The organism is Stieleria mannarensis, from assembly GCF_014154935.1.
Classification (GTDB): domain Bacteria; phylum Planctomycetota; class Planctomycetia; order Pirellulales; family Pirellulaceae; genus Stieleria; species Stieleria mannarensis.
In genome coordinates this window covers 1-25,570 of the sequence record NZ_JACEHH010000041.1, presented here as the reverse complement: position 1 = coordinate 25,570, position 25,570 = coordinate 1, and the positions used below count along the sequence as shown (strand labels likewise).

General features: G+C 58.3%; 24 protein-coding genes. 14 read left to right on the top strand and 10 right to left on the bottom strand.

Annotation, left to right across the window (positions count from 1 at the left end; all coding sequences use genetic code 11):
- Positions 1–204 precede the first annotated feature (204 nt).
- Positions 205–1,323: a hypothetical protein gene (locus tag H1B37_RS23835; RefSeq protein ID WP_182869564.1), complete on the top strand. Its 1,119-nt coding sequence runs from the start codon at positions 205–207 to the stop codon at positions 1,321–1,323.
- A gap of 38 nt (positions 1,324–1,361) precedes the next feature.
- Here the strand turns inward: H1B37_RS23835 and H1B37_RS23830 are convergent, their stop codons facing one another.
- Entirely contained in the window at positions 1,362–1,976 is a 615-nt protein-coding gene (locus tag H1B37_RS23830) for a 50S ribosomal L9 C-terminal domain-containing protein (protein ID WP_182869562.1), read from the bottom strand.
- A 654-nt stretch (positions 1,977–2,630) separates the two neighbouring features.
- Here H1B37_RS23830 and H1B37_RS23825 point away from each other — a divergent pair.
- From H1B37_RS23825 to H1B37_RS23815, 3 genes are all read left to right on the top strand, one after another.
- A complete protein-coding gene (locus tag H1B37_RS23825) occupies positions 2,631–3,104 on the top strand; it encodes a DUF1579 domain-containing protein (RefSeq protein ID WP_182869559.1) in 474 nt (157 codons plus the stop codon).
- A gap of 6 nt (positions 3,105–3,110) precedes the next feature.
- Positions 3,111–4,043 carry a histone deacetylase family protein gene (locus tag H1B37_RS23820; RefSeq protein ID WP_182869556.1) on the top strand — a complete coding sequence of 311 codons (933 nt, stop codon included), beginning with the start codon at positions 3,111–3,113 and terminating at the stop codon, positions 4,041–4,043.
- Between the two features lie 568 nt (positions 4,044–4,611).
- Positions 4,612–5,070 carry a hemerythrin domain-containing protein gene (locus tag H1B37_RS23815; protein ID WP_182869554.1) on the top strand — a complete coding sequence of 153 codons (459 nt, stop codon included), beginning with the start codon at positions 4,612–4,614 and terminating at the stop codon, positions 5,068–5,070.
- A gap of 16 nt (positions 5,071–5,086) precedes the next feature.
- Here the strand turns inward: H1B37_RS23815 and H1B37_RS23810 are convergent, their stop codons facing one another.
- The 8 genes from H1B37_RS23810 to H1B37_RS23775 form a co-directional block, all read right to left on the bottom strand.
- Positions 5,087–5,422, bottom strand: a complete 336-nt coding sequence (locus tag H1B37_RS23810; protein WP_182869552.1) for a cupin domain-containing protein — start codon at positions 5,420–5,422, stop codon at positions 5,087–5,089.
- 99 nt (positions 5,423–5,521) lie between these two features.
- Entirely contained in the window at positions 5,522–5,992 is a 471-nt protein-coding gene (locus H1B37_RS23805) for a PA2169 family four-helix-bundle protein (protein ID WP_182869549.1), read from the bottom strand.
- A 451-nt stretch (positions 5,993–6,443) separates the two neighbouring features.
- Positions 6,444–7,643, bottom strand: a complete 1,200-nt coding sequence (locus tag H1B37_RS23800) for an AI-2E family transporter (protein ID WP_182869546.1) — start codon at positions 7,641–7,643, stop codon at positions 6,444–6,446.
- A complete protein-coding gene (locus H1B37_RS23795; protein ID WP_182869544.1) occupies positions 7,643–9,307 on the bottom strand; it encodes an ABC1 kinase family protein in 1,665 nt (554 codons plus the stop codon). The genes H1B37_RS23800 and H1B37_RS23795 overlap by 1 nt, the downstream gene beginning before the upstream one ends.
- 181 nt (positions 9,308–9,488) lie before the next feature.
- Positions 9,489–9,887 (bottom strand): response regulator, encoded by a 399-nt coding sequence (locus H1B37_RS23790; protein WP_286178099.1) that lies wholly within the window; start codon positions 9,885–9,887, stop codon positions 9,489–9,491.
- A 260-nt stretch (positions 9,888–10,147) separates the two neighbouring features.
- Positions 10,148–11,176: an AI-2E family transporter gene (locus H1B37_RS23785; protein ID WP_182869540.1), complete on the bottom strand. Its 1,029-nt coding sequence runs from the start codon at positions 11,174–11,176 to the stop codon at positions 10,148–10,150.
- Entirely contained in the window at positions 11,176–12,456 is a 1,281-nt protein-coding gene (locus tag H1B37_RS23780) for a mechanosensitive ion channel family protein (RefSeq protein WP_182869538.1), read from the bottom strand. The genes H1B37_RS23785 and H1B37_RS23780 overlap by 1 nt, the downstream gene beginning before the upstream one ends.
- 14 nt (positions 12,457–12,470) lie before the next feature.
- The gene (locus tag H1B37_RS23775; RefSeq protein ID WP_182869536.1) at positions 12,471–13,721 is read right to left on the bottom strand and encodes a DUF2254 domain-containing protein; all 1,251 of its coding nucleotides are present in this window, start codon (positions 13,719–13,721) and stop codon (positions 12,471–12,473) included.
- 410 nt (positions 13,722–14,131) lie between these two features.
- Between H1B37_RS23775 and H1B37_RS23770 the strand changes: the two genes are divergently transcribed.
- The 10 genes from H1B37_RS23770 to H1B37_RS23725 all read left to right on the top strand — a co-directional run bounded on the left by H1B37_RS23770 (position 14,132) and on the right by H1B37_RS23725 (position 23,038).
- On the top strand, positions 14,132–14,593 hold the full coding sequence (locus H1B37_RS23770; protein ID WP_286178098.1) for a CsbD family protein: 462 nt from the start codon (positions 14,132–14,134) through the stop codon (positions 14,591–14,593).
- Positions 14,594–14,595: 2 nt separating this feature from the next.
- Positions 14,596–15,009, top strand: coding sequence for a hypothetical protein (locus H1B37_RS23765; RefSeq protein ID WP_182869531.1), 414 nt, complete (start codon positions 14,596–14,598; stop codon positions 15,007–15,009).
- Entirely contained in the window at positions 15,006–15,221 is a 216-nt protein-coding gene (locus tag H1B37_RS23760) for a hypothetical protein (RefSeq protein ID WP_182869529.1), read from the top strand. The genes H1B37_RS23765 and H1B37_RS23760 overlap by 4 nt, the downstream gene beginning before the upstream one ends.
- 5 nt (positions 15,222–15,226) lie before the next feature.
- Positions 15,227–15,715, top strand: coding sequence for a phage holin family protein (locus tag H1B37_RS23755; protein ID WP_182869527.1), 489 nt, complete (start codon positions 15,227–15,229; stop codon positions 15,713–15,715).
- A gap of 4 nt (positions 15,716–15,719) precedes the next feature.
- Positions 15,720–16,010: a hypothetical protein gene (locus tag H1B37_RS23750; RefSeq protein ID WP_182869523.1), complete on the top strand. Its 291-nt coding sequence runs from the start codon at positions 15,720–15,722 to the stop codon at positions 16,008–16,010.
- A gap of 106 nt (positions 16,011–16,116) precedes the next feature.
- Positions 16,117–17,676 carry a glycoside hydrolase family protein gene (locus tag H1B37_RS23745; protein WP_182869521.1) on the top strand — a complete coding sequence of 520 codons (1,560 nt, stop codon included), beginning with the start codon at positions 16,117–16,119 and terminating at the stop codon, positions 17,674–17,676.
- Positions 17,677–18,171: 495 nt separating this feature from the next.
- Entirely contained in the window at positions 18,172–18,360 is a 189-nt protein-coding gene (locus tag H1B37_RS23740; RefSeq protein WP_182869518.1) for a hypothetical protein, read from the top strand.
- A gap of 197 nt (positions 18,361–18,557) precedes the next feature.
- A complete protein-coding gene (locus H1B37_RS23735) occupies positions 18,558–21,053 on the top strand; it encodes a PAS domain-containing hybrid sensor histidine kinase/response regulator (RefSeq protein ID WP_182869516.1) in 2,496 nt (831 codons plus the stop codon).
- 167 nt (positions 21,054–21,220) lie between these two features.
- Positions 21,221–22,684, top strand: coding sequence for a sigma-54-dependent transcriptional regulator (locus H1B37_RS23730; RefSeq protein WP_182869513.1), 1,464 nt, complete (start codon positions 21,221–21,223; stop codon positions 22,682–22,684).
- Positions 22,685–22,693: 9 nt separating this feature from the next.
- Positions 22,694–23,038: a hypothetical protein gene (locus tag H1B37_RS23725; protein ID WP_182869511.1), complete on the top strand. Its 345-nt coding sequence runs from the start codon at positions 22,694–22,696 to the stop codon at positions 23,036–23,038.
- 1,572 nt (positions 23,039–24,610) lie between these two features.
- Here H1B37_RS23725 and H1B37_RS23720 read toward each other — a convergent pair.
- Complete coding sequence (locus tag H1B37_RS23720; protein WP_182869509.1) at positions 24,611–25,081, bottom strand: hypothetical protein; 471 nt, start codon at positions 25,079–25,081, stop codon at positions 24,611–24,613.
- Positions 25,082–25,570 lie beyond the last annotated feature (489 nt).

Below are 25,570 nucleotides of genomic sequence, written 5' to 3'. Positions count from 1 at the left end.
CTCTCGTTTGCGGGGATTCCCAGGCCTGGGGACAGACCCCGATTGGAGAGAAATTTGGCTTTTTGCTTGACTCGACGTCTCCCATCGGGTGGAATGGGATCAGTCAGGCAGAGTAGTACGATTACTCGTTGTTTCGCCGCGAATGGATGAGAAAGATCCTCATGCCCGCGGCAGTTTTCAGAAACGAGTTGGGGAGACTCTGCAATGGCAAGATCAAACCGTTCCGAAACCGTGGATCCGAGCGACGTTCAAATCTTCCACGCGGTCAGCCGAACCAACCGGGCGTGGTGGTTCTTCGGCAAAGACCCAATCTCTGGCGAGGACCTCGGTTATCGCAAAGCCTGGATCGAAGAACTGCTTGTGCGATTCGCGGGCTCCTTTGGGATCGACTTACTCTCCTTTTCGATCCTATCGAATCATTTCCACTTGATGCTGCGATCTCGCCCTGAAGTTGTCAGTACGTGGGATGACAACGAAGTGGCCCGGCGTTGGCTGATGATCTGCCCGGTTCGTAAGGATGACCAGGGCGATCCCATGCCACCATCGCAGCCAGAGCTTGATCGTATCCGAAAGTCTCCCCAAAAAGTTGCCGAGATCCGGCGGCGACTGAGCGATCTTTCGTGGTGGATGCGTCTTTTAAATCAGCGAATCGCTCAGCGTGCCAACAAGGAAGATGGCGTGAAGGGGCATTTCTTCGAAGAACGATTTACAGCCGTTCCACTGATTGATGAGGAATCGGTTTTGGCGTGTTCTGTCTATGTCGATTTGAATTTGATCCGCGCGTGCATCGCAGAAACAATTGAAATGAGTGACCATACGTCGGCACAACGTCGCGCCGAATCGGTGCGACCGCCCGAGCAACCCCAACAAGATGCGCCGACGGAGGCGACTGATGACCAAACGCCAAACGGCGCGGCGCCGGAGCCCGCCAAGCAAAATAAACGAGCGGATAGCTTTCTTGCACCCGTCAATCTCGATGAAACGACTGACGCAGCGGGACCGCAACCGAACCAGGCGGGCGACCGCTGTAGCGATAAAGGTTTCCTGCCGATGAGCGAGGAGCACTACTTGGAGCTATTGGACTGGAGTGCACGTAACTTGGCCCAAGGCAAACCAGGCCAGACGCCGAGCGATCTCCCTCCGATCCTTGAACGCCTTGGTCTATCGCCGACCGTTTGGTTGGCGCTCGTCGCAAAATTCGGGGAACTCTTTTCCACCATCGCGGGCCGCCCGGAGCATATCGATACCGAACGGACCAAACAGACGGGGCGACGTTTTTATGTCCCGAAACAAACCCGCGTCTTGTTTGGACAGGCGGCTTAAGTACGGTGTGTCAACCATCACACCTGTCGCATTTCGATCTAATCCGCGGAGGGGACCACCCAGACGCTGATTTTCTTTTTGGTCGAGGGATCGGTTTGGACATCAAGACTATAGAGCCCCAACTGATCGATGGGGCGTAAATCCTGCGGTAGCTGGTCCGCTGTCAAATCGTAGCCGAGTTCTTGGTTGATCGCGTCGACCAATTCCTTCACCTCCAACGGTTCAAACAGACGATTTTGGTCGTTGGAACGCTTCTCAATAGTGACGCTTGAAGTGACCTCGCGATCCCGTACGGTCGTCGACTGGCTCGGTAGTCGCCGACGCAACCTTGACGGCGTCAGCGTTTCCAAGGAGAAGTCAACAATGTTGTTGCTCGAAAGAAACTCATCGAGCGATGTGATGATCACCGGCGTGCCGCCCACGTAGCTGACGACAATCGTCAGCTGGCCGCGACTGACGTATTTTGGCAGCATTGCGGCTGGAGCACTCTGACCTTTCGGAATGACATAGGTTGTGCCGGAGCTCCGCAGTGCAAGCTGCAGGGCATAGACAAGCCCGTCCATGCCAGTTGGGCTCACCGCTTCGGATTGACACCATTCGGTGACGCCTGGGCAATCCGCCGGAGAAAGCGTACCGTCGAGCAATCCTTTCACGACAGGGAATTGCTTTGAGTCCAATTTCAGTTGATGAAGTCGAGCGAGGGAATTCCGCGGCTCCATCGATTCCATGGCGTTCCACAAGTCGTCTGGTTCCGGATCGCACCGTTTCTCGCTGGCGAACAATGACTTAAGCCAACCGATCATGGTGACCTCCATTTGGCGGTCGGAATCGACAACGACTGCAATCAGACGACTCGCCAAATTATAGCGAGTCTTGATTGCTCTCGTTTGTTCAAACCATGCCAGGAGCGTTTGACCGGGGTCAGCGTTTGACCGGGGTCTGTCCCCATTGGCCCCGCGTCGGGGGTCTGTCCCTAGTGGCCCCGGAACTAAACCCACGGATGGCAGCGCGTCCCCACGGATGTCATGCAGTCAGGGATCTGTGGGTACGCCTTGCCATCGGTGGGCTGCTCCACCTTTGATACGGGGACAGACCCCGGTCATCAGCGTGTTTGTCTTGGGGGCGTTTGGCACTGAATTCGGGTTTTGGGTCGGATGATGTGAGGATGAATTCCGATCAAATCCCGGTTTTTGTGTCGAATTCGGGCGCGCGGCATCGACTTTCGGGAAACAATCGGTCGGGATCGGCGGTTCTGCATGTGGCAGTTCGTTCCACCCCCACTCCAACAAGTCCTCTGGATATCGAGAATGTTTGCCAAACCGCAATCTGAGCACGCTTGGCTTGATCAATTGATCGGCGACTGGAAGTTTGAACACGACTGCCAAATGCCCGATGGGAACACGTCGAAAACCGAGGGCAAAATGACCTGCCGCTCCCTCGGCGGGCTCTGGCTGGTCTGCGAAAGCAGCGGCGATGCACCCGAAAGTGGCCCTTGGTCGTCGATCATGACACTCGGTTTTGACCCAGCACAAAACCAATATGTCGGCACCTTTTTCGGTTCGATGATGGCCAACCTCTGGCAGTACAATGGCAATCGCGAAGCCAACGGAGACCGCTTGGTGCTCGATACCCTCGGTCCACGCTTCGACGGCGAGGGGACCTGCAACTATCGCGACACGATCGAAATTGCGGACTCCGATCGTTGGCTGATGTCGAGCGAATTGCAAGACGACGCGGGAAACTGGGTACAATTCATGTGCGGCACACACACGCGCGTTTGATCCCCAATGACACTGCTTTACTACGACCCGGTCTTTCAGGAACACGTCACGGGAGACCATCCGGAGAACGGCGGCCGACTTCTTCCGGTGGTCCGGCACTTGAACTTCGTCGCGTTGGACACCAGTTGCAATCGCCCCGCCTGGGCGCCGGCAACGTTAGAGCGACTGCATTATGTGCACACACCCCCATACGTCGAGTCGGTTCAGCAGTTCGCAGCCAGCGGCGGCGGATACATCGAACCGGACACGGCCGTCAGCCTACGGAGCTACGAAGTCGCGCGGATGGGAGCCGGGGCGGTCTGCGATGCGGTGGTCCGCGTGGTCGGCGGCGACGACCAAACCGCACTATGCTTGATTCGACCGCCGGGGCACCACGCGATGCCGGACCACGCCATGGGATTCTGCTTGTTCAACAACATCGCGGTCGGCGCACGCGTCGCAACACAAGAGCTCGGACTCGATCGGGTGCTGATCGTGGACTTCGACGTACACCACGGCAACGGCACACAAGCGATATTTTGGGAAGCGGCTGACGTCGGCTTCTTTTCGATGCATCGATACCCCTTCTATCCGGGAACGGGTGCGGCGGATGAAATCGGAGCCGGAGCCGGAGCCGGAACGATACTCAACCTGCCGATCAAATTCGGGACACCACGCGAGGAGCTACTGCAGACCTTCGAGCACGAAATCAACGACTTTGCCGCGACGCTCAAGCCTCATCTGGTTCTCGTCAGCGCCGGGTTTGACGCTCACAAGAATGACCCGATCGGATCTCTAGGGTTGGAAAGCGAAGACTATAGGGTTCTGACGCGCTGCCTGATGGAAGTCGCTGACCAGTATGCCGGCGGCAAGCTGGTTAGCGTTTTGGAAGGTGGATACAACCCACACGCCCTGACCGATTGCGTCACGGTTCACCTTGAAACCCTGCTGGACGATTGACGCACGTTAAATAACTTCCTCAACTTGCCCGGGGACGAAGACCTGGTTGAGTTCATGGTTCAACACGAAGGCCCACGTTTCCGCCTCATTGTGCGACCTTTCAAGTGTGCTGATTTGTCACAGTGTCGATCTAAATCATGGAATACGAAACCGGCAACCGCAACTTCTTGAGTTTTTTGTCAGTTCTCTCGCCCCCAATCCCAGAGCATTCGGTTGCAGCGGACGACGAGTTAGCGGCAATGAGCTCGCCGCAAACGTTCGACAAACGTCTTCGAGATTCGAGACGCTGAAGTTCGACGGACGTGTTCCGCCCCCGTCGATCACTGCGTTGTGTCCGCCGCGTGCACTCGGCATGCCAATTTTGGTGCTCCGAACGTAGGTCGATCGCCGTGGGATGTGCAATACGTCACCGATGGGAAACGGCCTCCGCCACCCCGTCTCGGCCAGCTTTTTTGGCATACGTGTTGCCGTGCGATCTAGTGTGTGCAGTTTGCCACACTGCGATGCTGTTCCCGGTCAGTGCGGAACCCCACACAGGTCCGACAGTCTCTCTTCAATGGTTAGCAAAATGAGTTTGAACATCAGTGAACCACTGTCACAGATCTATCAGAATTGGCTGAGTGAAGACCGGGCGATGGAGGCAACGCTCCGCGAAATTCGAGCGTGGATGAAGGAGGTGGAGCAGCTCGGCATTCCCCACTTCGGCGAGACCGCGACCCGTCTGGAGCCCCTGCGAGATCGACTGGTCAAGCATTTCGAGCGTGAAGACGAGATGATCACCCAACTCGCGTCGTCGTTGGTCGAACCGTCGGCGGAATTCGACCACCTGCGTTTCGAATCGACCAATGAACATGGGTTGATGCTCGCGCACTTAGACGATTTGCTGGCCCGACTTAGCCAAACCGATCCGCCGTTTCGTTCCTGGCAGGCGGCGATGCAGGAAGTCGAAAAGTTCGTCCACCGCCTGGAACAGCACGAATCGACGGAAACCCGATCCATCGGAATCCTGTTGAAAGAGTCCGCTTGAGTGGCAGCAGTGGCGATCAGGCGGGATCGTCGCGGTCATTGAAACGAGCCGGCGGGCAGGTCGCTTCGATGGCGACGACCGGTTCGATCACTCGATAACGGTGGTCGGCACCTTCGGGGACCAACCACGAATCGCCGGAGTGCAGTGTCGCGGTTTCACCGTCCAGGACCACCTGCAGCGTCCCTTCGAGCACAAAACCGACAATTTCGTAGTCCCGACGTCGCAGCTGACTGAAGTCGCCTGGCTGCTCGCTCCAGCGGCGTAGTGCCACCTGCTTTCCCGAGACCAAGTATTCTTGCCCCATGGCACCGGTCTGAGCGTCTCGTTGAGGCTTGATTTGGGGAATGTCCATATGAGTGTTCCCAAGTGATTGGAGATTGAACGTAGAAGTCATCGGGTGCACACCAAGTCAACACTGCCTCACCCGAACGTCTGACGGGACGCCAAGCGACTACTTCGCCTTGCAAGCATCGCGGAGGTCACGAATCTGATCGTGCCCTGCTTTGACCTTGGCATACTGGTTGGTCAACACATCGTTCATCGCCCCTCCGGCGGTTTCCTTCAAGACGTCCTCGTACGCCTGTTTGATGTAGTCTTCCCCCCGCTCGGCCTCGTTCAGAATCACCTGGGGATCGCCACCGTTCAACTTGCCGCGAAGACCGATCCAGAGACGATGCATCTTTGCCGAGACACTGCCCTCCTCGCGGGCTTGCTGGCCATTGAATTCAACATATTGCTGCAACTCGCTGGCCAGCGCCGATCGTTCGTTGCCGAGGTTGCGAAAAAGGGTGGACAGCTCGGCGTGATCGATCTGTTCGGCCGCTTCGTGAAACCCCTGATAAGAATCGAGGTTGGTTTGAATCAACGTTTGCAGTTTCGTGATGGTGGTATCGTTCAAGTTCATCTTCGTTTCAAGACTCATCGATGCCTCCTGATTGAGTGGAAAGATTTACGCGAGCAATCACCGCGCGTAGCCGCACCCTGTTTGCAATGACCGTGCCGATCCATCGAGCGGTGACCCAAACGCGTCGATTGGTCAAAAACATCCACGCCTGCGAAAGCGACATGATGGCTGAGGCGACATTCTGAGCGAATGCCGACCAGGACGCGGCGTCGTGCGACGCCGTCTGCCAACGTTTTCAGAATCGACTGCCGTTGTGATGCTTGGTGGTCGCGAGGCCTGATGCTCCGCCGATCCTGAAACTGGGATCAACGGGCGATTTGACAACTGAGGGCCAGACCTACGGAACGGACTCTAAGGAAAGAGGGATTCGGGTAAGCCGTCGTGACCGAGGCGAGGAGTCCTCGCAGTGGGCAATCCGAATGGGCTCGGCGGCTCGTCCACGACCCGAAGACCGAGTAGTGCCGGAGTGTTAGTGATTGTCGACAGCCGGCTTTTCGCGTTCACCGGCCTCGCTGCCGCCGAGCACCGCATTGATCGGCGACATCGCGTCCAGTTTTTGGCTGATCATCGTCAAAGCGATCAGGATCGGGACAGCCAGGAAGACTCCCATCATGCCCCACATCCAACCCCAAATCACGATCGACAGAAAAACCAACACCGAGGAGAGTTTCATCGACCGCCCCAGGATCGACGGTGTGATGAACTGGCCTTCCAAAGTCGTCAGCGTGGCGTAGGTTCCCGCCACGATGAAGGCGTACGAGGCGTGTTCGTGATTGACGAGTGCGACGAAGAAGACGCACGCGATGCCGACCATCGCGCCGACGATCGGGACGAAGTTCAGCAGCATCGCCGCAACCCCCCAGAGCACGGGCGAGGGCATCTCGAGCGCCCACATCGCGGTTCCGATCGCAATCCCCAGACAGGCGTTGATCAGTGTCACCCACGCCAAATAGCTGCTCAACGCATCCTGGACACTTTCCACCGCTTCGATAAACCGTCGCTTGGACGAAAACGTCGGCAATGCGGACATCAGGTTGCGGATCAAGGCGTCACCGGCGGCCATCAAAAAATACAGCAACACGCCCGCGATCGAAAAAAACGACATCGCGTTGCCCGTCCCCGCAATCAACGGCGAGGTCGTCGTCCAGGCGGTCGGTTTAATCTGCACCGGCACCGGCTTCTCATCCGGTGAGAGGTTTTCCTCGTCGGCGGCTTGAGAAATGTCTTCGGTCGCATCGTTGACCGTTTCCAGGTGATCAAACACAAACGCCAATTTGTGCTTGACCTCCTTCATCGACCGCGGGACTTCTTGCAACATCTCACGAGCAGGACCGGACAACATATACATCGCTGCGCCCGAGGCGCAACACAATCCAATCATGATCGCTGCGGCAGAAACCGCCGTCGGGATCCCCAACCGCGAACAGGTCCGGATCATCGGACGGACGGTCAGGTAAGCGAACAGCGCAACAGCGATCGGCACGAACAGATTTCGGCCGATGTAAAGCGTATAGATGGACAACAGCCCTGCACACAACCAAATTCCGGACGCCGCCCAACCGACGCGACGGGCGAGCAGTTCGGTCGCCGCGGTGGTGTCTGAATGCGTGCTCTCTGCAGTCTCCTCCGCCTCGGAGGGGAGAGTTGCCGTTCCCGTGAAATCACACATTAGCGTTCGTCCCCAAACATGGCTTGGTACAGCAGCACCAGACCGATGACGGCCGCGATCAAGAAGAAGATGGTCGCCAACACCGGGTAACCAAACAACTGTGCCCCCGTTTGCATTCGCATGATCAGCGAAGCACCGATGATCATCGCCGCGACGATCAAACCAGAAGTGATGCGGTTTGCGATCTTCCCAAGTCCTGCCAGCAGCGCCGCTTCATCGATCGCATCGATGTCCAGTCGCAGTTGGTTCTCGGCGGCCAATCGAGTGATTTCGTTCAGCCGTGCAGGCAAGTTGGACGCCAGGGCCGCCGAGTCCAAAGCCGCCGCTGCGATTTGACCGACGCTCAATTGTTCTTTGGCACGGTCGGCCAAAAGTTCAAACGTATAACCGCGAATGATCGCCTTGGCGTCTTGGCCGGGGTTCAGTCGCGCCAGTGTGGTCTCGAGTTGCAGAAACGCCTTGCTCAGCAAGATCATTTCGAACGGCAGAACCAAACCATGTTCGCCGGCGATCTTCAAGAACTCGACCAGCGTACGACCGAGCGACATCGAATCAAACGCGCCGTCCCCGGCGGCGGCGACCACCCGTGACGCTGCCGTCCGAAACGCCTTGGCATCGAACCCGACTTCGGTCTGGCCGATGCGGCTTGCGATCGTTGCCGCCCGCTCGCCTTCGCCCGCACTGAACGCCAGCAGCAGCGCGGCGACTTCGCGGCGCAACAACGGCGGCAGGTTCACGACCATCCCGCCATCGAGCAATCCGATCTGATTCCCAGCGTGAAGAATTAAGTTACCCGGGTGCGGATCGGCATGGAACAGACCGTCGATCAAGATTTGTTGCAAGTAGGCACGCACCAGTTCATCTGCCAGTGCCCCCGTGTCCAACTCATTGAGCACCACGCCGCTGACGGTATTGATCGCCGGCCCACCGAGATACTCCATCACCAGCACATCGCTGCAGACCATTTGTGCGATCGGTTGGGGGATTCGGATGCGGCGGAACGACTTAAGATTCTCGGCCAAGTGCTGAAGGTGGTTGGCTTCTTGGCGATAGTCCAGTTCGCGGCTGAGTGCATACTCGACCGCGCCGACGAGCGATCGAAAGCGAACCTGTCGTCCGATCTCCGTCTTGCTGTCGATCGTCGCCGCCAAGCGTTTCAGACTGGCAAGCTGCTCGGTGGCCTGTTGCTCGATCCCCGGCCGCCGAAATTTGACAACCACCTCTCGCCCGTCGCGCAAGACCGCGCGATGGACTTGTCCGATCGATGCGGTGGCCAGCGGTGTTCGATCGAAGCTTTGGAACAGAACCGAGGCCTTAGCGCCGAGCGATTCTTCCAAGATCGATTCAAGCTCCTCCACGGGAACCGGTTCAACATCATCCTGCAATCTCCCGAACGCATCGACGTATTCGGGCGGTAGCATGTCGTGTCGGGTGCTGGCGATCTGGGCCAGTTTGATGTACGCCGTCCCGAGTTGTTCGATATCGCGGGCACATTCCTCGGCTGCTTCCCGAGCGGTCCCGCTGGAACGCTGCGCGGACGTGCCATCGTCGTCAAACGCATCTGTCCAGCCGAGTTTCTCGGCAATGTCGCGCCGTCCGTACTTCCACAGCAACATAGAGAGCTTGGCGTAATGGAGGCTATCAGCAGGCAGCGTGGTCAGCATGTTGGTTGCTCGGCGGATGAAGCAAGGGAATCCCGCTCCCAAAGCGGGGTTGGTTTGCCAGACGGATGGAAACCCCTGCCGAGAAAGCAAACGCTATGCCGATGATGTGGATCTGGTGCCGGACGACGCGTATCGCGGTCGTGCGAGTGCCATCTGATGCGACACAGACCAGTGTGGTCGATTAGCGAGCACCGCGTTGACGGGCCCAGCGGCGGCCGGCGATCCGTTTCAGTGTGACGCGCAAATGAGAAATCGAAATCGGCTTGGGCAAAAAATACGTCCCGGCAAACTGTCTTGCTCTGGCCGCGATGGCGCGATCATCTAAGCTGCTGACGACGATGACGGGCAGCGTTCGCAAGCGGCGATCATGCGACCGACGGATCGCCTGCAATAGATCAAACCCGCTCCATACGGGCATCTCGACGTCGGTGATCACCAAATCGACGCGCTGCTGCTGAAGCTGTTTGAAGGCCTCCTTGCCATTTCCGGATTGAACGGTCGCGACATCGAACTGCCGAACCGCTCGATCGACGATGGCTCGCATCGTCGGGACATCATCGACGATCAGTACGGTTTGCATTCCCAGCGACCTCAACGACCGAATGGGTCCGGGAAAGGGGATCGGCTTTATCATTCGGCTTACCTGGATTTCGGTGTTGGAGTCATCATCCCGAGCAACGCCACCCCAAGATCAGGCCGTTCGGTCGCACATTGCGGTTCAGTCGTCCTACGGGGTAATGGAGGGAGGTCCGAAGTCGGTCGCGGAGATCGCCCGACGTCGACACAGCATGCTTGAAAAGCCCGGCTAAACCATCCGAGCAAACGACATGCCGAAACACGTTATGCCTCCAACCAACCTTCGACATACAACCGCTTCGTCCACAACATCACAACCGCGACCAATGGCGTGGCAAACACCACGCCCCAAAATCCGAACACCAATCCACCAATGATCTGCGCCAGGATCACCGCGGCCGGGGGTAGCGAGACTTGATGTTCTTGAACCATCGGCGTGATCAGGTAGCTTTCGACAAACTGAATCGTCAGATAAAGCGCCAAAACGCTGATCACTGCGGTCGAACCTTGCTGGGATGCCAACAGCAGGGCAGGGATCACCGCCGCGATCCCGCCGAGATTGGGGATGAAGGTCACCAGGGCGGCGAAGACCCCCAATTCCACCGGCATCGGCACCCCGATCACCGCCAGCCCGGCCCCGAACAGACAGCCGACAATCAGCATCGCCAACACACGTCCGATCATCCAACGCCAGAGCGTCTCACCAGAATCATCCAACAGCGTCGATAGACGATCTCGCCAGCGGATCGATACCACCCGAATCGCGCCGCTGCGGTACTTGTCCGGGTTGAACCCAAAGTAGGCCGCCAAGATCAACAAGATCAAACAATCGGCCAGTCCTCCGAACGCGGTTGCGAAGAAGTTTTTGGCCAACCCCAGCGACTCGGTTGACGACGGCAACAGAGACGTCAACCCGGACCCGTTGCCGACATAACGCTGGACCAACGGCTGCTCCTTGGCCGCCTGGACGACCTCGCCGATCGATGCGTCGACTCGGTCGGTCAATCGCACGATCTGTTCGCTGGCCGAATTGGCGAACGCGTAAGCCAGAACAATCGTCGGCAACAGCAGCGTGCCGATCACCAGAGCCACCCGCGTGCGACGCGAGAGTCGCTCACGCAGACGCCCGCCCAATTTGCCCGCGATTCGATTGAGCACCACCGCAATCAAAATGGCACCAAAGAGCAACGGCAACAAGTTACGCGCGACAAACAACAACGACGCGACGGCGGCCACGGCGATCACCAACGCGCAGACGGTCAACGTGTTACGGATCAGACGTTGATCGTTCATCAAGTCTCCTCCCCGTGTTGCGTCGCCTTTGCGACAACTTCTCCGATCGCGGGATTCTTGAACGTCAAGGTGCGATACGGGAACGGAATTTCGATGCCGGCGTCATCCAATGCTCGCTTGATCGCCGCAACCACTTCGTCTCGGCTGCGGCGGATTTCAACCGGCTTGGATCCCGTCCACCAAGCGACTTCGAAATTGATGCTGGAACTGGCAAACTCTTGAGCAAACACCTCGACGGTCCGTTTGCCTTGCACACTTTGGCACGACTGAACCGCCTGAGCGATCACGTCCCGCGATTGGTCGACATCTTCGTCATAGGCCACGCCACAGATGATCCGGACGCGACGTTGCGGTTGACTGGTCAGCACGTCGACGTTGTTCTTAAAAAGCGACGCGTTGGGGACGACGGCCAGTTCGCCATCGAGTTTCCGAATCATCGTGTTACGGATCGTGATCTCTTTCACTTCGCCGGTCAGGTCGCCGCACGTGATGTAATCCCCGCGGTCGAACGGGTAACGCCACAGAATCAAAATCCCGGCAAAGAAATTTTCGAAGATGTCTTTAAAGGCGAAACCGATGGCGACCGAACCCAGCCCCAACACCGTCAAGGCTTTGGAAGGCGTCATCCCCGGAAATGCGACCACGGTGGCAACCAAGAACCCGACGATCCAAATCAGGATAGCGGTGATCTGGTAAATCAAATCTTTCAAACTGGCTCGCATGCCGCGCTGATCTAGCAAGCGGTGCACGCCCCAGCCGACACCCTTGGCGGTCAGACTAGTGAGCACCAGGATGACGAGCGCGGCCAACAGCAGCGGCGATCGAGCCAGGAAATCGGTCCAGAGTGTGTTGAGCGAGTCGGCGACGACGTCGCTGGTCGATTCCAAGTCGACTTGATGATCGACAGTCAATTCATTGATCACCGCGACCACATCTTCGGTTTTTCGGGCGACGTTGGCCGCCCACTGGCGGTGTTCTTCGGTATCCGACTGCCCCTTGAGTGTCACGATGCCGCTGTCGAGCAACACCTCCGCCTCGGTCAGCCAACCCGACTTTTCTGCCGCCTGATAGATTTTCAACAATCGATCTCGGATCGCCTGATCGTCGGCCACGTTCTCTACCGAAACGGTCTCGGCGGGCTCATTGGCATCGTCGCCTTCCTGTGAGGCCTCCGCCTCTTGCGCGGCGGCGAACGGATCCTGAGCGTGAGCGAACGAATGGAGTTCAGCCGCCCACGGAACGAGCGTGAACACTAGCAGGCAAAAGAGAATTCGTGGCATGAGAGAGTTCACGTTTACTGTTGGAGATGCTCAATCTGATCGTTGATCAGTTGATTCAGAGGTTTGTTCTGCGAGATCGTGGTCACTTTTTGCAATGAAGAAACGCAGTAGCGAGTGACATTCCGATCTTGCTTCACATACGGCACCAGCTGCGCCAGCATCGATTCGACAAAATCGGCATGCGTCACGTCGGTCGTGATGATCCTGACGTTTCCGTCGCAATCGGTGCGATGACTCGACGGAATCTTTCGCTCGGCAAGTTTGACCAGTCCGACGGACAGCCAATCGATGCACTGCATGGCGGTAAACGGATCGTTCACGCCCGGCGAAAGAGCCCGTGTTGCGACTTCGACGAATCGATTCAAGACAAAGAACACGTCCTGCGTCGGCGTCCGAATCGAACCGATGGCGACCCCGTGCCGGACCTGATCGGCGTGGTCGTCACACCAATCATCCATCGCCGCGACTTCGGCAATCACTTCGTTTTCGCGAATAAAGTCGCCCGGCCGTCGCAGCAATCGCACCGTGGTCGCGTTGGATCGGGCAAACGCCAGCAGCTCGGTGTCGTCGACGCCTTGCAGGTATCCGCTGCGGGTGGCCGGGACCTGGTGCCGAAAATCAAACTCCGGTTCGGGCTGCTTCGATTCAGCTTCCAAGGGATCGCCGAGTGTTTCGGGATACAACTCGTCGAACTTCGCCGTCATGTCTCTGGCCAACCGTTGCAGCACCGTCGAGATGTGAATGCTGTCGGGAACATGATGAATGAAATAGATCAATTCGCCCACGCTGGCGATGGTCAAGACCATCGCGATGATCAATGCGAACTGAGGCACAAAAGCGTCCATGGAAACACCCATCGCCGTGGATTCCCAATTCCCGCGGATCACGCGAAGGACCAACAAGCAATACAGAAACGTCGCGACGAAGGTCCCCAGCGTGACCTGATTGCCGCGGTCGCGCATGAAGTTGTCCAGCAACCGAGGACCGAAGTGGCTCGTGGCGTGGGACACGGCCAAGATGGTCAACGAGAACGTGACGCCGGCGACCGTGATCATCGACCCGGCGACCGTCGCCAGAAAGGCTCGCGCACCGTCGGGCTGGTTCATCGACGTGAACCAAAATTCCTTGGTCCATTCATTGCCGATCGCACGGTCCACCCAAATCGCGCCTTGCGACAACACAAACGCCGCGATCACCATCAACGACGGGATGAACCAATAACTGCCCTTGATGCGGTAAACGAGTTGCTGCAGGTAAGCCCTCATCGGATCGCGCCCACATCCGAGGACGCCGAAACCCGTTCGCCCGAATCCCAGTCGGTATGCTCACGGTCACAGGGCGCCGGCGCGCAGGTGCGAACCGTCAGTGGGCTGTGGAACAATCGCATGATCGACGGGGGCGAAAGGAAATCGAGTGAAGGGAAACGGTTTGTCTGAGGGCTTGATATCACCGATGCGTCGGCTCGAACCGCAGCGGAACGCAAACCGCGTTCCGATCGGGCGACGTCGACCAAAGCCTGTCGGATCAGACGACGTTTGGATGATTATCGCCCAATCTGCGCTCCGCCAATCCACTCGCACGTCCGATTACGCCTCAGATCTCAAGATTTCACCGTGCGAATCCGTTTTGGCCCACGATATGCGTCGCTTCGAAGTGAACTTCTGCAACCGAGAACATGAACTTCATAACAACGGAGAACCACTCGATGGTCAATCGACAAGAACTGAAAGGACAATGGAACGAAGTCAAAGGACGTTTGAAGGAGCATTGGGGCCAGCTCACCGAGGACGATCTTCGCCGCGCCGAAGGGTCGGCCGACCAGCTCGTCGGTGTGGTCCAGCAAAAGACCGGCGCGACGCGGAATGAAATCGAGTCCTTTCTTGAGAACGTGCTCCACGGAAGCTACACCGATCAAGCCGCTGATGCCGTCCAGCACTACGCCGATGCAGCCCAGGCGGTTGCCGCCGACGCCGCGGCGTACGCACGCGAAAACTATCGCCGGTTGGCAACCCAATCGGGCGATTACACCGCAAAGGTCGCCGAAACCGTTCGCAGTCGCCCCGCCGAATCGCTGGCGATCGCCTTCGGGCTCGGCATCGCCGCCGGCGCACTGTTCTTCATGGGAAATAAGAAATAGTCATGGCCAATACCCTTGCCACGAGGAAGCAAGCCGAAGCGATCAAGCAGCGGATGTCGGAGATCCGAACGGAATTGCCCTACGACGTCGACGACGCACGGCGGCGAGTGCGCCAGTTGTCGGACTGGAAATACCACATGGCACGGCACCCGTTGCCGGTGTTGGCGGTCGCGGCCGGAATCGGCTACCTGCTGGTTCCCAAGAAACAATCGGGCAGCGAAACCGGCGGGCGCAGTTCCGCGACCGGTCACTGCGATTGTTCGTCGGCCGACGGCCAAGCCGCGGCGAAGCCGACCGTCAAACGGGGATTCGTCGGAGGCATCACCGGAGCACTCGCATCGCTTGCGATGAGACAACTCACCTCGATCGCAGCCAATCAGATTAACCATCTCTTGTCCAAACCGAAAACACCATGATTGCTCCCGCACTACCGTCTCGTCACCGCGACGATCATCGAAGCGGCGATGCCGAGTTGCCGCCGGTCGGCGACGAATCGCACGACGGAAAACACGACGGAAAACTCGGCTTGATCCAACAAACCATTGCCGATCATCCCACGTGGGCGCTGGCCGCCGCCGGCGCTATCGGGTTGACGCTCGGCTGGCTCGTCAAACGTCAACGGCGGTGATTGTGATGCAACAACGATCCAGTATTCAAAAAGTGATCCGCGACTTCATCGACCTGTGGGAGTTGCAGATCCAGTTGTTATCGGTCGATTCCCAGGCCGCCAAGCAGAGTGTTGCCAAGGCGATCGGGTGTGCGTTTGCCGCGCTCCTGTTGACCGGAACCGGATTGACCGTGGCTCTCTTGGGCGCAGGATTCCTGCTCGATGAATTGACACAGTTGTCGACCGGTGCGGCACTCTTGCTGATCGGCGGTGCGACCTTGGCGATCGTCCTCCTTCTGCTTTTCGTTGCCTGGCGCTCGATCAATTCGGCTTCGGCCGCGATGAGTCAGTCGAAGTCGGAGTTGGCCGAGAACCTGCGTTGGCTGAAGGCGACGCTGGTCGCTCCGCAATCCTCGCCGCGAAATCAATTTCGTCGCGAATCATTTGTCGGCCCAGATCATCACGGCCACCGATACTCCAATTCCGAACCTTTCTACCCACATTCACCGAGGTAAATTGATGTCTGATAAAACAGCTTCTCAGTCCAACGCGTCGGACACCGCGTCTTCCAATTCGGGCAACCCTAGCGAGTCCCACCAGGGTGGAGTCTCCGATCAAGCCCGTCAAACCGCGCACCGGGTCGCATCCGGCGCGATGGGATTCGGTCACGACGCCGCCCAGTATTACGTCCGAGAACCCGCCAAAGACTTGGTCAGCTTGGCAAAGGATTACGCCAAAGACCACCCCGATGTCGCCGCTTGCTGGGCCTTCGGGTTGGGAGTCATCGTCGGTTGGAAGCTGAGGCCGTAATCGCGCATAATGGAGCGAATCAGGCGGAGACAGTCGTCACAGGCTTTCGGCCGAGTTGATGTTGCGACGACAGGCCGGAAGCCTATTTCACAACGAGTGATCCGCCATGTATTCTGAAACGTCCGGTTCCCGAAAGACGCTCGGTGACGTTGACGTCCTGTACCACGATGGCATCTATCATCTGTTCCATCTGGTGCTGCCCAACCACGATTTTATCGCGCACGCGGTCAGCGATAACTGCATGAATTGGCGGCGCGTGGAAAACGCGTTGTTCCTCGGACACCCCGGGTCGTGGGACGATTCGATGTTGTGGACGATTCATGTTTCGCCCAACCCTCATCGACCGCGCTCGTGGCGGATGTTCTACACCGGGCTTTCACGCCGCGACCACGGCCAGAAACAACGCATCGGGATGGCCGAAAGCGATGACCTTTACACTTGGCGCAAAGCTCCGGTCAGTTGGACCGATGGACGCTCGGCACTGCCGTATGATCTTCCCGGGCGGCCGCCGCAGCCTCCCTTTGACTACGACGCATCGAGTTGCTTCCCGCTTGATCCCGACGGCCGATATTACGAAGCGGAATTTAACGAAGGCCGTCACTGGCTGTCGTGGCGCGATCCCTTTTATTATCGCGAGGGGAAACGGGGTTGGTTGTTGGCCGCCGGCCGAGTCAACCACGGACCGGTTGTCCGGCGTGGCTGCGTGGCGGTGATGGAAGAGACAGCACCGAACCAATTTGAAGCACGCCCGCCGCTTCACCATCCCGGGTTGTATGACGACGTTGAAGTCCCCAACCTGTTCAAGATCGACGGGGAATACTATTTGGTCGGCAGCATGCGCGAAGACGCAAAGATCCGTTATTGGCACACCGCGCGGATCGATGCGCCGTGGCGAAGTTACGCGGACAACGTGCTGCTTGCCGAAGGAAATTATGCCGGCCGCGTTTGCCAAGACGATCGCGGATTGTTGCTTTGGAACTTCTTTACCCCCGGCGGTGCCGACCGGTTGTCCAACAACCTGATGCCTCCGCCCAAACGACTCTCACGCTGCGACTCCGGTCAACTGCACGTGCACACCTTCGAAGGGTTTCAGTCCGTGATCGATCGCCCGGCCTCGTTGGACATGGATGGTCCGTTGAAGGACCAGCGCGACGGCGCGTTGGAACGACCCGCCAGCGATGCGTTGGAACTGCATTGCGGGTGCGGATTCCAGATTTTTGCGCTGCGTGAATCATTCCGTTGTTTCCGGTTGCGGGCGTCGTTGAAAATGCTCAGCGAGGGCAAGTGCGGGCTGGTCTTTCGTCTCGATCGGCAGACGCACGACGGATACTACCTCTCGCTGGACCTGTTTAAAGGCGTCGCGCAACTGCGGGCTTGGGGAAGCGGCCCCGATGGCAGCGGTGAGGAGATGATGCAGTTTCGTTCGATCCAATCCGCATTCTGGGAACAAAAACAGCGAGGCGAAGCGGAAATCCAAGTGTTGGCCTACGGCAGCTACCTTGAGGTCTCGATCGGCGGTCGCGTTAGGCTTTCCTTGGCCGATCAGACCTTCACGCATGGCGTGGTCGGGTTTTGCGTCGAAAGCGCACGAGTGCAGGTCACCCATTTGCGCGTCGATCATTACCTGCCACCGGCGCAAACGGACGAGCATCTGGCCAACGGATAAGGACGCGGCCAATCCTCCGACGACACCCACGCCGGTCCGCTTCTCACTAGCCCTGCGCATCAATTCAATGACAAACCTTCCTCGGCAGAGTGTCGTACGGTTTTTCAAATTAACCCTCCTGGCAGGAGGGTCGAGCGCAGCGAGGGGAGGTCGAACGGTGAATCGCCCGACAAGCGTTCGTCCGCCGGTCCCGTCAAATCGTGGACCAACCCTCCCCGCTCCGAACGCTTACTCCTCCGCAACCCTTGCAGAGGGAGGGAGACTTTCTCGGTGGAGAGTTCCATCTCTTCACTCGACGTCCATGCGGTTTGTTTCCGACCAGCCTGGTCGATCGGCGGCCAATGCTTGTTGTAATCGACCACAACCCGACCGTTTTCGAACCGTCGCGACGCCGGCAATCGTCGTTGTGCGATGGGCGCGCCGTTTGCATCGTAGTGAATGGATTGTTGATTTCTCTTCACCCTTGACTGCAAAATCGCTCGGAGCATTTCTTCGATGGACACCAGCAACCATCCGCCCCTGATTCAAACCAACCACGGGATTTGTTTTCCCCTCGTCGGCCCAAAACGCGTCGACCAAGTCGAACTTTTGGAAGAGGTCGATCCCAGAGAGCCGACAAAGCAACGTCACCATGACGACGTCGTCGAAACAGAGGTCGAATCGGTAGCCGTGGCGGAAGACTGATTCTGCTTTGCGTTTCTCAATCGCCCACCCGGACTTCCGAGTTCTTGATCGCGATCACCCAGGTGCCTGATTGACGATGCCGCCGCGAGCGCATTCAATTTGCGGAGGCGGGGCAGCACAGTGGGCGTGAGTTTGAGGTAAGGTCGGTCTGGGTTTCCCTGCTTCATCGCCCGAGATTCTTCTGGGGAAACGTATAGATGGGCGATTTTGTTTCGAATTTCTTTGACACCTCCGACTTTCCGGCCCGATGGAAGTGTGGCAATTGGTCGGAGTTTCTCGGTTGGCTGCACATCGCCAGCGACGCGGCGACCTTCGGTGCCTATTTCGCCATCCCGGGTGTTCTGGTTCACTTCGCTCGCAAGCGAGATGACATCCCGTTCACCCGGTTGTTCTGGTTGTTCGCCGCTTTCATTGCGGCTTGCGGTTTAGTGCATCTGATCGAAGCGATCATTTTTTGGCATCCGGTCTATCGGGTGTCGGGATTGATGAAGTTCATCACGGCCGTCGTGTCGTGGGGGACGGTGATCGTTCTGGTTCAACAGATGCCGCATCTGTTGCGTTTGCCGTCGATCGTGGCAACCAATGAACGGTTGCAATTGGAAGTCGGCCAGCGGGAACAAACGCAGCAGCAACTGCGGTTGGTCAAAGCGCGGTATGAGGCGTTGTTGTGGGGCACGCGCAGTATCGTTTGGACGTCTGACCCCGAAGGCGGCTTTACCACACCGCAGATCTCTTGGGAACGCTACACCGGACAGACGTGGACCGAACACCAACGATTTGGTTGGCTCGATGCCATCCATCCCGATGATCGACCTTCGTTAAAGCGTCGTTGGCAAGCAGCATTGGAAGCCGGGAAATACCAGGCGAGCGGTCGGATCTGGCACCAGGACAGCCAGGCCTACCGAACCTTCGCGGTCGAGGCGGTGGCGGTCAAAAATGACGACGGTACGATCCGCGAATGGGTGGGCACCGTCGGAGACATCGAAGAACAACACCAGGCGCAGACCAACCTGGGCGTGATCCAATCGGAACTCGCCCGCAAGAACCGCGAACTGGAATTGATCTACAAAGCTGCGCCGGTCGGCATGAGTTTGATCGACCGCGACCTGAAGTATCTGCGGGTCAACGAAACGTTAGCCAAGATCAACGGGTATACCCGCGATCAACATATCGGACGGCGTGCCGACGAGTTGCTGAAAGAGTTAAACGACCAGCTGTTGCCGATCTACCGGCGCGTGTTCGCAACCGGCAGGCCGGTGCTGGACGTGGAAATCGTCGGCAAGACGCCGGCATCGGACCAACAGCGCACGTGGCTGGCGAGTTACTACCCGCTCGAATTGCCCAGTGAAAACGGCGACGCGGAGCAGGACGCGGTGACGGCCGTCAGCGCCATCGTGCAAGACATCACCGAACGCAAGGAACAAGAACAACGGCTGAGAGAGAGCGAGCAAATCGCCTTGGCCGCCAGCCAATCCAAAAGCGAGTTTCTGGCCAACATGAGCCACGAGATTCGCACGCCCATGGCCGCGATTCTGGGCTATGCCGATGTCCTGTTGGGGCACTTGCAGGACCCCGACAACCGCAACTGTGTTCTGATCATGAAAAAGAATGGCCAGTTCTTGTTGGAACTGATCAACGACATTTTGGACTTGTCACGGATCGAAGCCGGCAAGTTGACGATGGAGCCTGATGATTGCCCGCTGCCTCAAATGGTCGCCGACATCCAATCGTTGATGCTGGTTCGGGCCGAGGAAAAGCACGTGCAATTTGACGTGGAATTTGAAGGCAAGGTGCCTCGGACGATCACGACCGACCCGATTCGGCTGCGTCAAGTCTTGATCAACTTGATCGGCAACGCCATCAAGTTTACCGACGAAGGTGAAGTCCGATTGAAAGTCCGGTTCATCGAGGACGCGAACCCGCCGGTGGTGGAATTCGCGGTGATGGACACCGGGATCGGGATGAGTGAAGACCAAATCCGGCGGCTGTTCAAGCCCTTCTCCCAAGGCGACTCGTCCGTCACGCGGCGCTACGGCGGCAGCGGTTTGGGGCTCGCGATCAGCCAGCGTCTGGTCGAAATGATGGACGGTGAAATGGATCTGGACAGCACCGTCGGCCAGGGGTCGACGTTTTATGTCCGGTTGCCGATCACGTCGTTCGCGGAAATCCAATTGATCAAACCCGATTTGGTCACGCGAAACAGCGAACCGGAAGCCCTGCTCGCGGCTCCGGGACAACTTTCCTGTCGAGTGCTGGTGGTCGATGACCGCCGCGACGTGCGACACATCAGCCAGCACTTTCTGGAAAAAGCCGGGGCGACCGTGGCGACCGCCGAAGACGGCCGACAAGGCATCGACGCGGCGATCGCCGCTCGCGATTCGGGCGAACCCTTCGACGTGATCGTGATGGACATGCAAATGCCCAACGTCGATGGCCTGCAAGCAACCGCAATGTTGCGTTCGTTGGGGATTCAGTGGCCCGTGATCGCCCTGACCGCCGACGCGATGAAGGGAGACCGCGACCGCTGTCTCAACGGCGGCTGTGACGATTATCTGGCCAAGCCGATCGATCAGGCCAAATTAGTCGCCATGGTCGGCCGCTATGCCCATCAGGTTCCGGTGGAGCAACTGCAGGAAAAACGCAAAGCCCGAGCGGAACGATTGCGGGCCAGTCTGGAAGGCGATGAAGTCTAAACCCACGCCCGGATCGCGTTTGGCCCGCGTTTTGCTTGATCAGCGACCAATCCGATCGACAAACCGCTAGCACCACGATATTTTTTTGTTCCAGGTGATCTCCGATGCCAACAGGCGCCACTTTACCCCAACCGACGTCCACCCCCCTTTCCAAGTGGTCCAAAGCGATGCCTAACCTTTTAGTCATTGACGATGACCGAACGATTCTCGCGCTCGCGGAAAAGGCGCTCTCCCCGATCGCGGACATCACCACCGCGGCCAGTGCCGCCGAAGGACTGGCCGAACTGCGGCGAGGGGCGTACGACGCGGTGCTGTTGGACATCCAGTTGCCGGACCAGAACGGCTTGGCCGTTTACTGCGAAATCCGCGAGCACGATCGCCGGATCCCGGTGATCTTTATGACCGTCGAAGCGGCCAGCAACACCGCGATCGAAGCGATGCAGCTGGGCGCGTTCGATTACATCGCCAAACCGCTGCACGTCGAACCGCTGCGTGATCTGGTCGAAAAAGCGATCGAGCAACGCCAGATCAGCAGCGTGCCGGTCGCCATTTCCGCCGACGATGAAGGAGGAGATCAGTCGGCGGAGCTGTTTATCGGTCGATCACCTGCCATGCTGGACGTTTTCAAGGCAATCGGAAAGGTCGCCAAGCAGGACGTGCCGATTTTGATTCGCGGGGAAAGCGGGACCGGAAAAGAGTTGGTCGCGCGCGCATTGTTTCAATACAGCCACCGCAGCGACGAAACGTTCCTGGCGGTCAACTGTGCCGCGCTGCCCGACAATTTGCTCGAAAGCGAGCTGTTCGGCCACGAAAAGGGTGCCTTCACCGGCGCCGAGAGCCGCCGGATCGGAAAGTTCGAACAATGCAACGGCGGCACACTGTTCCTGGACGAGATCGGCGACATGGCCCCCTCGGTCCAGGCCAAAGTGCTGCGGGTGTTGCAAGAACAACGCTTCGAACGGGTCGGCGGCAACAAAGAACTGACCACCGATGTCCGCATCATCGCGGCGACCAACCGGCCGCTGGAACAGATGGTCCAAGACGGTGATTACCGCGAAGACTTGCTGTACCGCCTCAACGGGGTGACGATCGAATTGCCGCCGTTGCGGGATCGTTTGAGCGATGTTCCGTCCCTGATCCGGTTCTTTCTCGCACAGGCCAAAAAGGAGTTCAATAAACCCGATCTGGAGGGGCTTTCCCCCGAAGCGGTCGATCTGCTGACCGCCTATGTCTGGCCCGGCAACGTCCGTCAGTTGCGCGCGGTCATCCGCCGGTGTGTGCTGGACACCGTCATGCCGGTCATCACCCCCGACACCCTGCCCGATGAGATCACCGGCACCGTTTCGGTGGCCGAAAAGACGCCCGTCGACGATGCGACGCCGAAGCAAGAGTCCGTCGCCGGCAGTCAATTACCGCAATTGGTGCGGCGTTTGCTAGATGAACGTTCGACCAATATCTATGCCGAAGCGATGGAGTACATGGAGCGGTTCGTCATCCTGAAGGTGTTGCAAGCGACCGACGGAAACCAGAGCCAAGCGGCAGAGATGTTGGGAATCACACGAGGAAAACTGCGTGATCGAATCAACTCGTACAACATCGTGCTCAAAAGCGACGTTCTGGTCGAGGAATAACCGAAGACGATGAATGAATCTCAACGACAGCGTTTCTCCGATGCCCTCGTGCGAGTCGCCGGCGACGAGGAGATCCTGGAGATGTTGGCGAAGATCGCCGCCGAAGACGCTCCCGGACTGATGTCCCAATTGGACGACTACGTCAAACAATCCGAACTCGCCGAAGCCGCCCGCGTCGGCCATGCGCTCAAAGGCCTGTTGAGTACCTTCGAAACCGGCGAACCCACCTGTGAACTACAACCGCTGATCGACGCCGCCCGCGCCGGCGACCAGTCCACCGTCACGTCGGTCCACTCCGCGATCCAGCCCGACCTCAACCAACTGGTCAGCGAAATCGATGCCCTGGTCGGTTGAGTGTTCCCGTGCTGGGGGGCTGTCCCCTGGGGCGTGACCTGGAAGGAGAGGTGGTCAAAAAATGGGCGGGTCAAAAGATGGTGCCGGTTCATTGCTGAGTTTTTGACCAATTCATCTTTTGCCCCCGTTCTTCACGGTCGGGGACTTGGTATGAACTGTTTTGCTACTGTGCCCGGGGACTGTGCCCGAGATAGATTCTCGCATCAGCGATCAACTCCTTTTGAAAGACCCGCCGTGAGCAGAGCCTGGAAACGCCAGAGGTCTCGGCCGGCAGAAAAGACCCGGCGACGCGAGTGACCTGCAACGACACGGGGGCCGAAGCCGGCGGGTAGTGTTTGGGCGACTGCAAGGATACGAGCGGAGGTCTCGCACGGATGCGGCACACGGTGCCTCCACTCCGCCCGCTTCCCGAATCAACTGGCCGCAATTCATCGATGCCCAGCTGGCAACCGCGTTTTGATTTCTAGTGTGCACTTCAATATTCCGACGGCGCTCGACTCCCAAGGGGCGGCGCGTTGTGTGTTCAGTCGGGTTTGTCTTTTAGTGAAAGACGAACCCCCTCAGACCACCCGATGCGCATAGGCGGGGGAGTCATGCGCCCGTCGATCATTCGATGGGCCACAAGAAATCAAAACGTCGATCGCAACACGCCGCTGACGACCTGCGGCCAGGAGACTCCAGAAGCTGGCGCCAGCCTTTTGGCTTGGAGTCTGACCCACCCCACCGTGACCGCACGTTGAACATCGCAGCGGATAGCAATTCGATCAAGTTCAGCGGTAGGGTTCAGCGGGACCGCACGAGCGACTCAGAGCAAACCGATTGTGTCGGCCCCGCTGGGCCTTGGGGCTTGTTAGGGATCCATCCCCGGTGGCTGACACCCGCGGCAGACACTCTGCCGGCCCTCCAGGCCTAAGGCACGTCGCCCGACCAGCCAAACGCGATCCATCGCTCCCGTTGGATTCGGCAAACACGGTACGGTCACCGTTTCAGGCGTCGGTTCGCAGCGTGAACGGCGGCTGTCACCAAGGTCGGGCGGTGGACTGACCACTTCAATTGACACAACTCCCGACCTTCGCGTGCAGTACGCCCAACATGGGCGTGATCTTGTGGGGTGAAAGTCCCCTGTACTTAGTTCCGGTTCTTTCGAGAGGTCAGTATACCAAATGAAATTCTAACGAAAGAGAGTACGAGGCGAGGGCAACTGCGGAAGGACGACCGACCGTGGGAAGGAAGCCTGCGAATGTGAGCGTAAGTGTCGACCTGTGCATCGCCGTCGACCGCATTCACGCCAAGACCTGCCAGGTTACGAACAGAAACCTGATATGAGGCCGACGACTCCAGGCCCGTCGCAGAGCGACCCAAGGCGTTCCAGCGGGCTGCTGACCGCGAAGCCGAACCGGAAGCCCCGGCGGATGCCCAAAAGAATTTCTGAGCGTAGGTAAATGGAAATGCGTGGGGACAGACCCCAGCAGCACGTTGGGACATTGCTAGCAGCCAGCACGTTCAAGGACCGCCCGATCCTGCGCGCGGGGACACGATCCTGCGCGCGGGGACAGACCCCAGGCGGTGTTTTCAATCAACCCAACCCGGCGGCTTACGCGCATCCGCTGGTTCGCCGTCTGATTCATCCTTAGCGTAGTGAGACCGGATTGCATCGGCAGCAGCAACGAAACGTCCAGCCTGACCTCCGCTATACCGGAAACCATCAAGGGTATAGATCAGTTGGTCATTCGTATCGACGAGGACGTCGATGTTTGCGACGTCTCCAGCCGCAGAAAGCATTAATCGATAGTCGGGAAGTGCCGGTAACCCTGAATTGTCGTTGACCGTTTCGATTGGAGCTAAAGATCGTAGTAGGTTCCGAAACTGCTCGTAGTCATCCGGCGGAAGCGTGTGTCCACTTCCGCCTGAGTACGTGACAGAAGCGGATTGGATTCGAGTATTGGAGATGATCGCGATCCGTTGATCGGTGAGTGGTTGCGGCTCAAGGTTGAAGCAACCCACCAAGAGAAGCGGGAAAGCAAGGACGAGCGCGAATCGCATGGGTCGAATCGGGGAACGAATTGCGATCGATCCGCGCATGCGAAGCAACGGGGATCGATCGTGCGCCAGAACTTGGTCGGCCTTCAGATGGGCCGGTCACTGACCTGGATTATAACGGATCCTGACGGACTCCCCGGCTGCTTTTCATCCGTGGGGTCGCGCTGCCATCCGTGGGCCCATTGACTCCGACCCTGAGAAGGATCACGCGGCGGCGACAAGCGATCTTCCACTCCAGCCATCTCGACTTCGCCGTTCGTCATGCATCCGATGGGTACGCCCGGCACGGGCGTGATTGTGATGGGGTGAAAGTCCCCTGTACGAGACTGGAAACTTTCGAGTGACAGTATACCAAATGATCGACATCGAAAGAGAAGTACTAGACGAGGGCAACTGCGGAAGGGCGACCGACCGTGGGGAGGAAGCCTGCGATCGTGTGCGTAAACGCCGGGTTTGTTTACCGCCACCCGGACACGATCTCGTCAAAGCTGC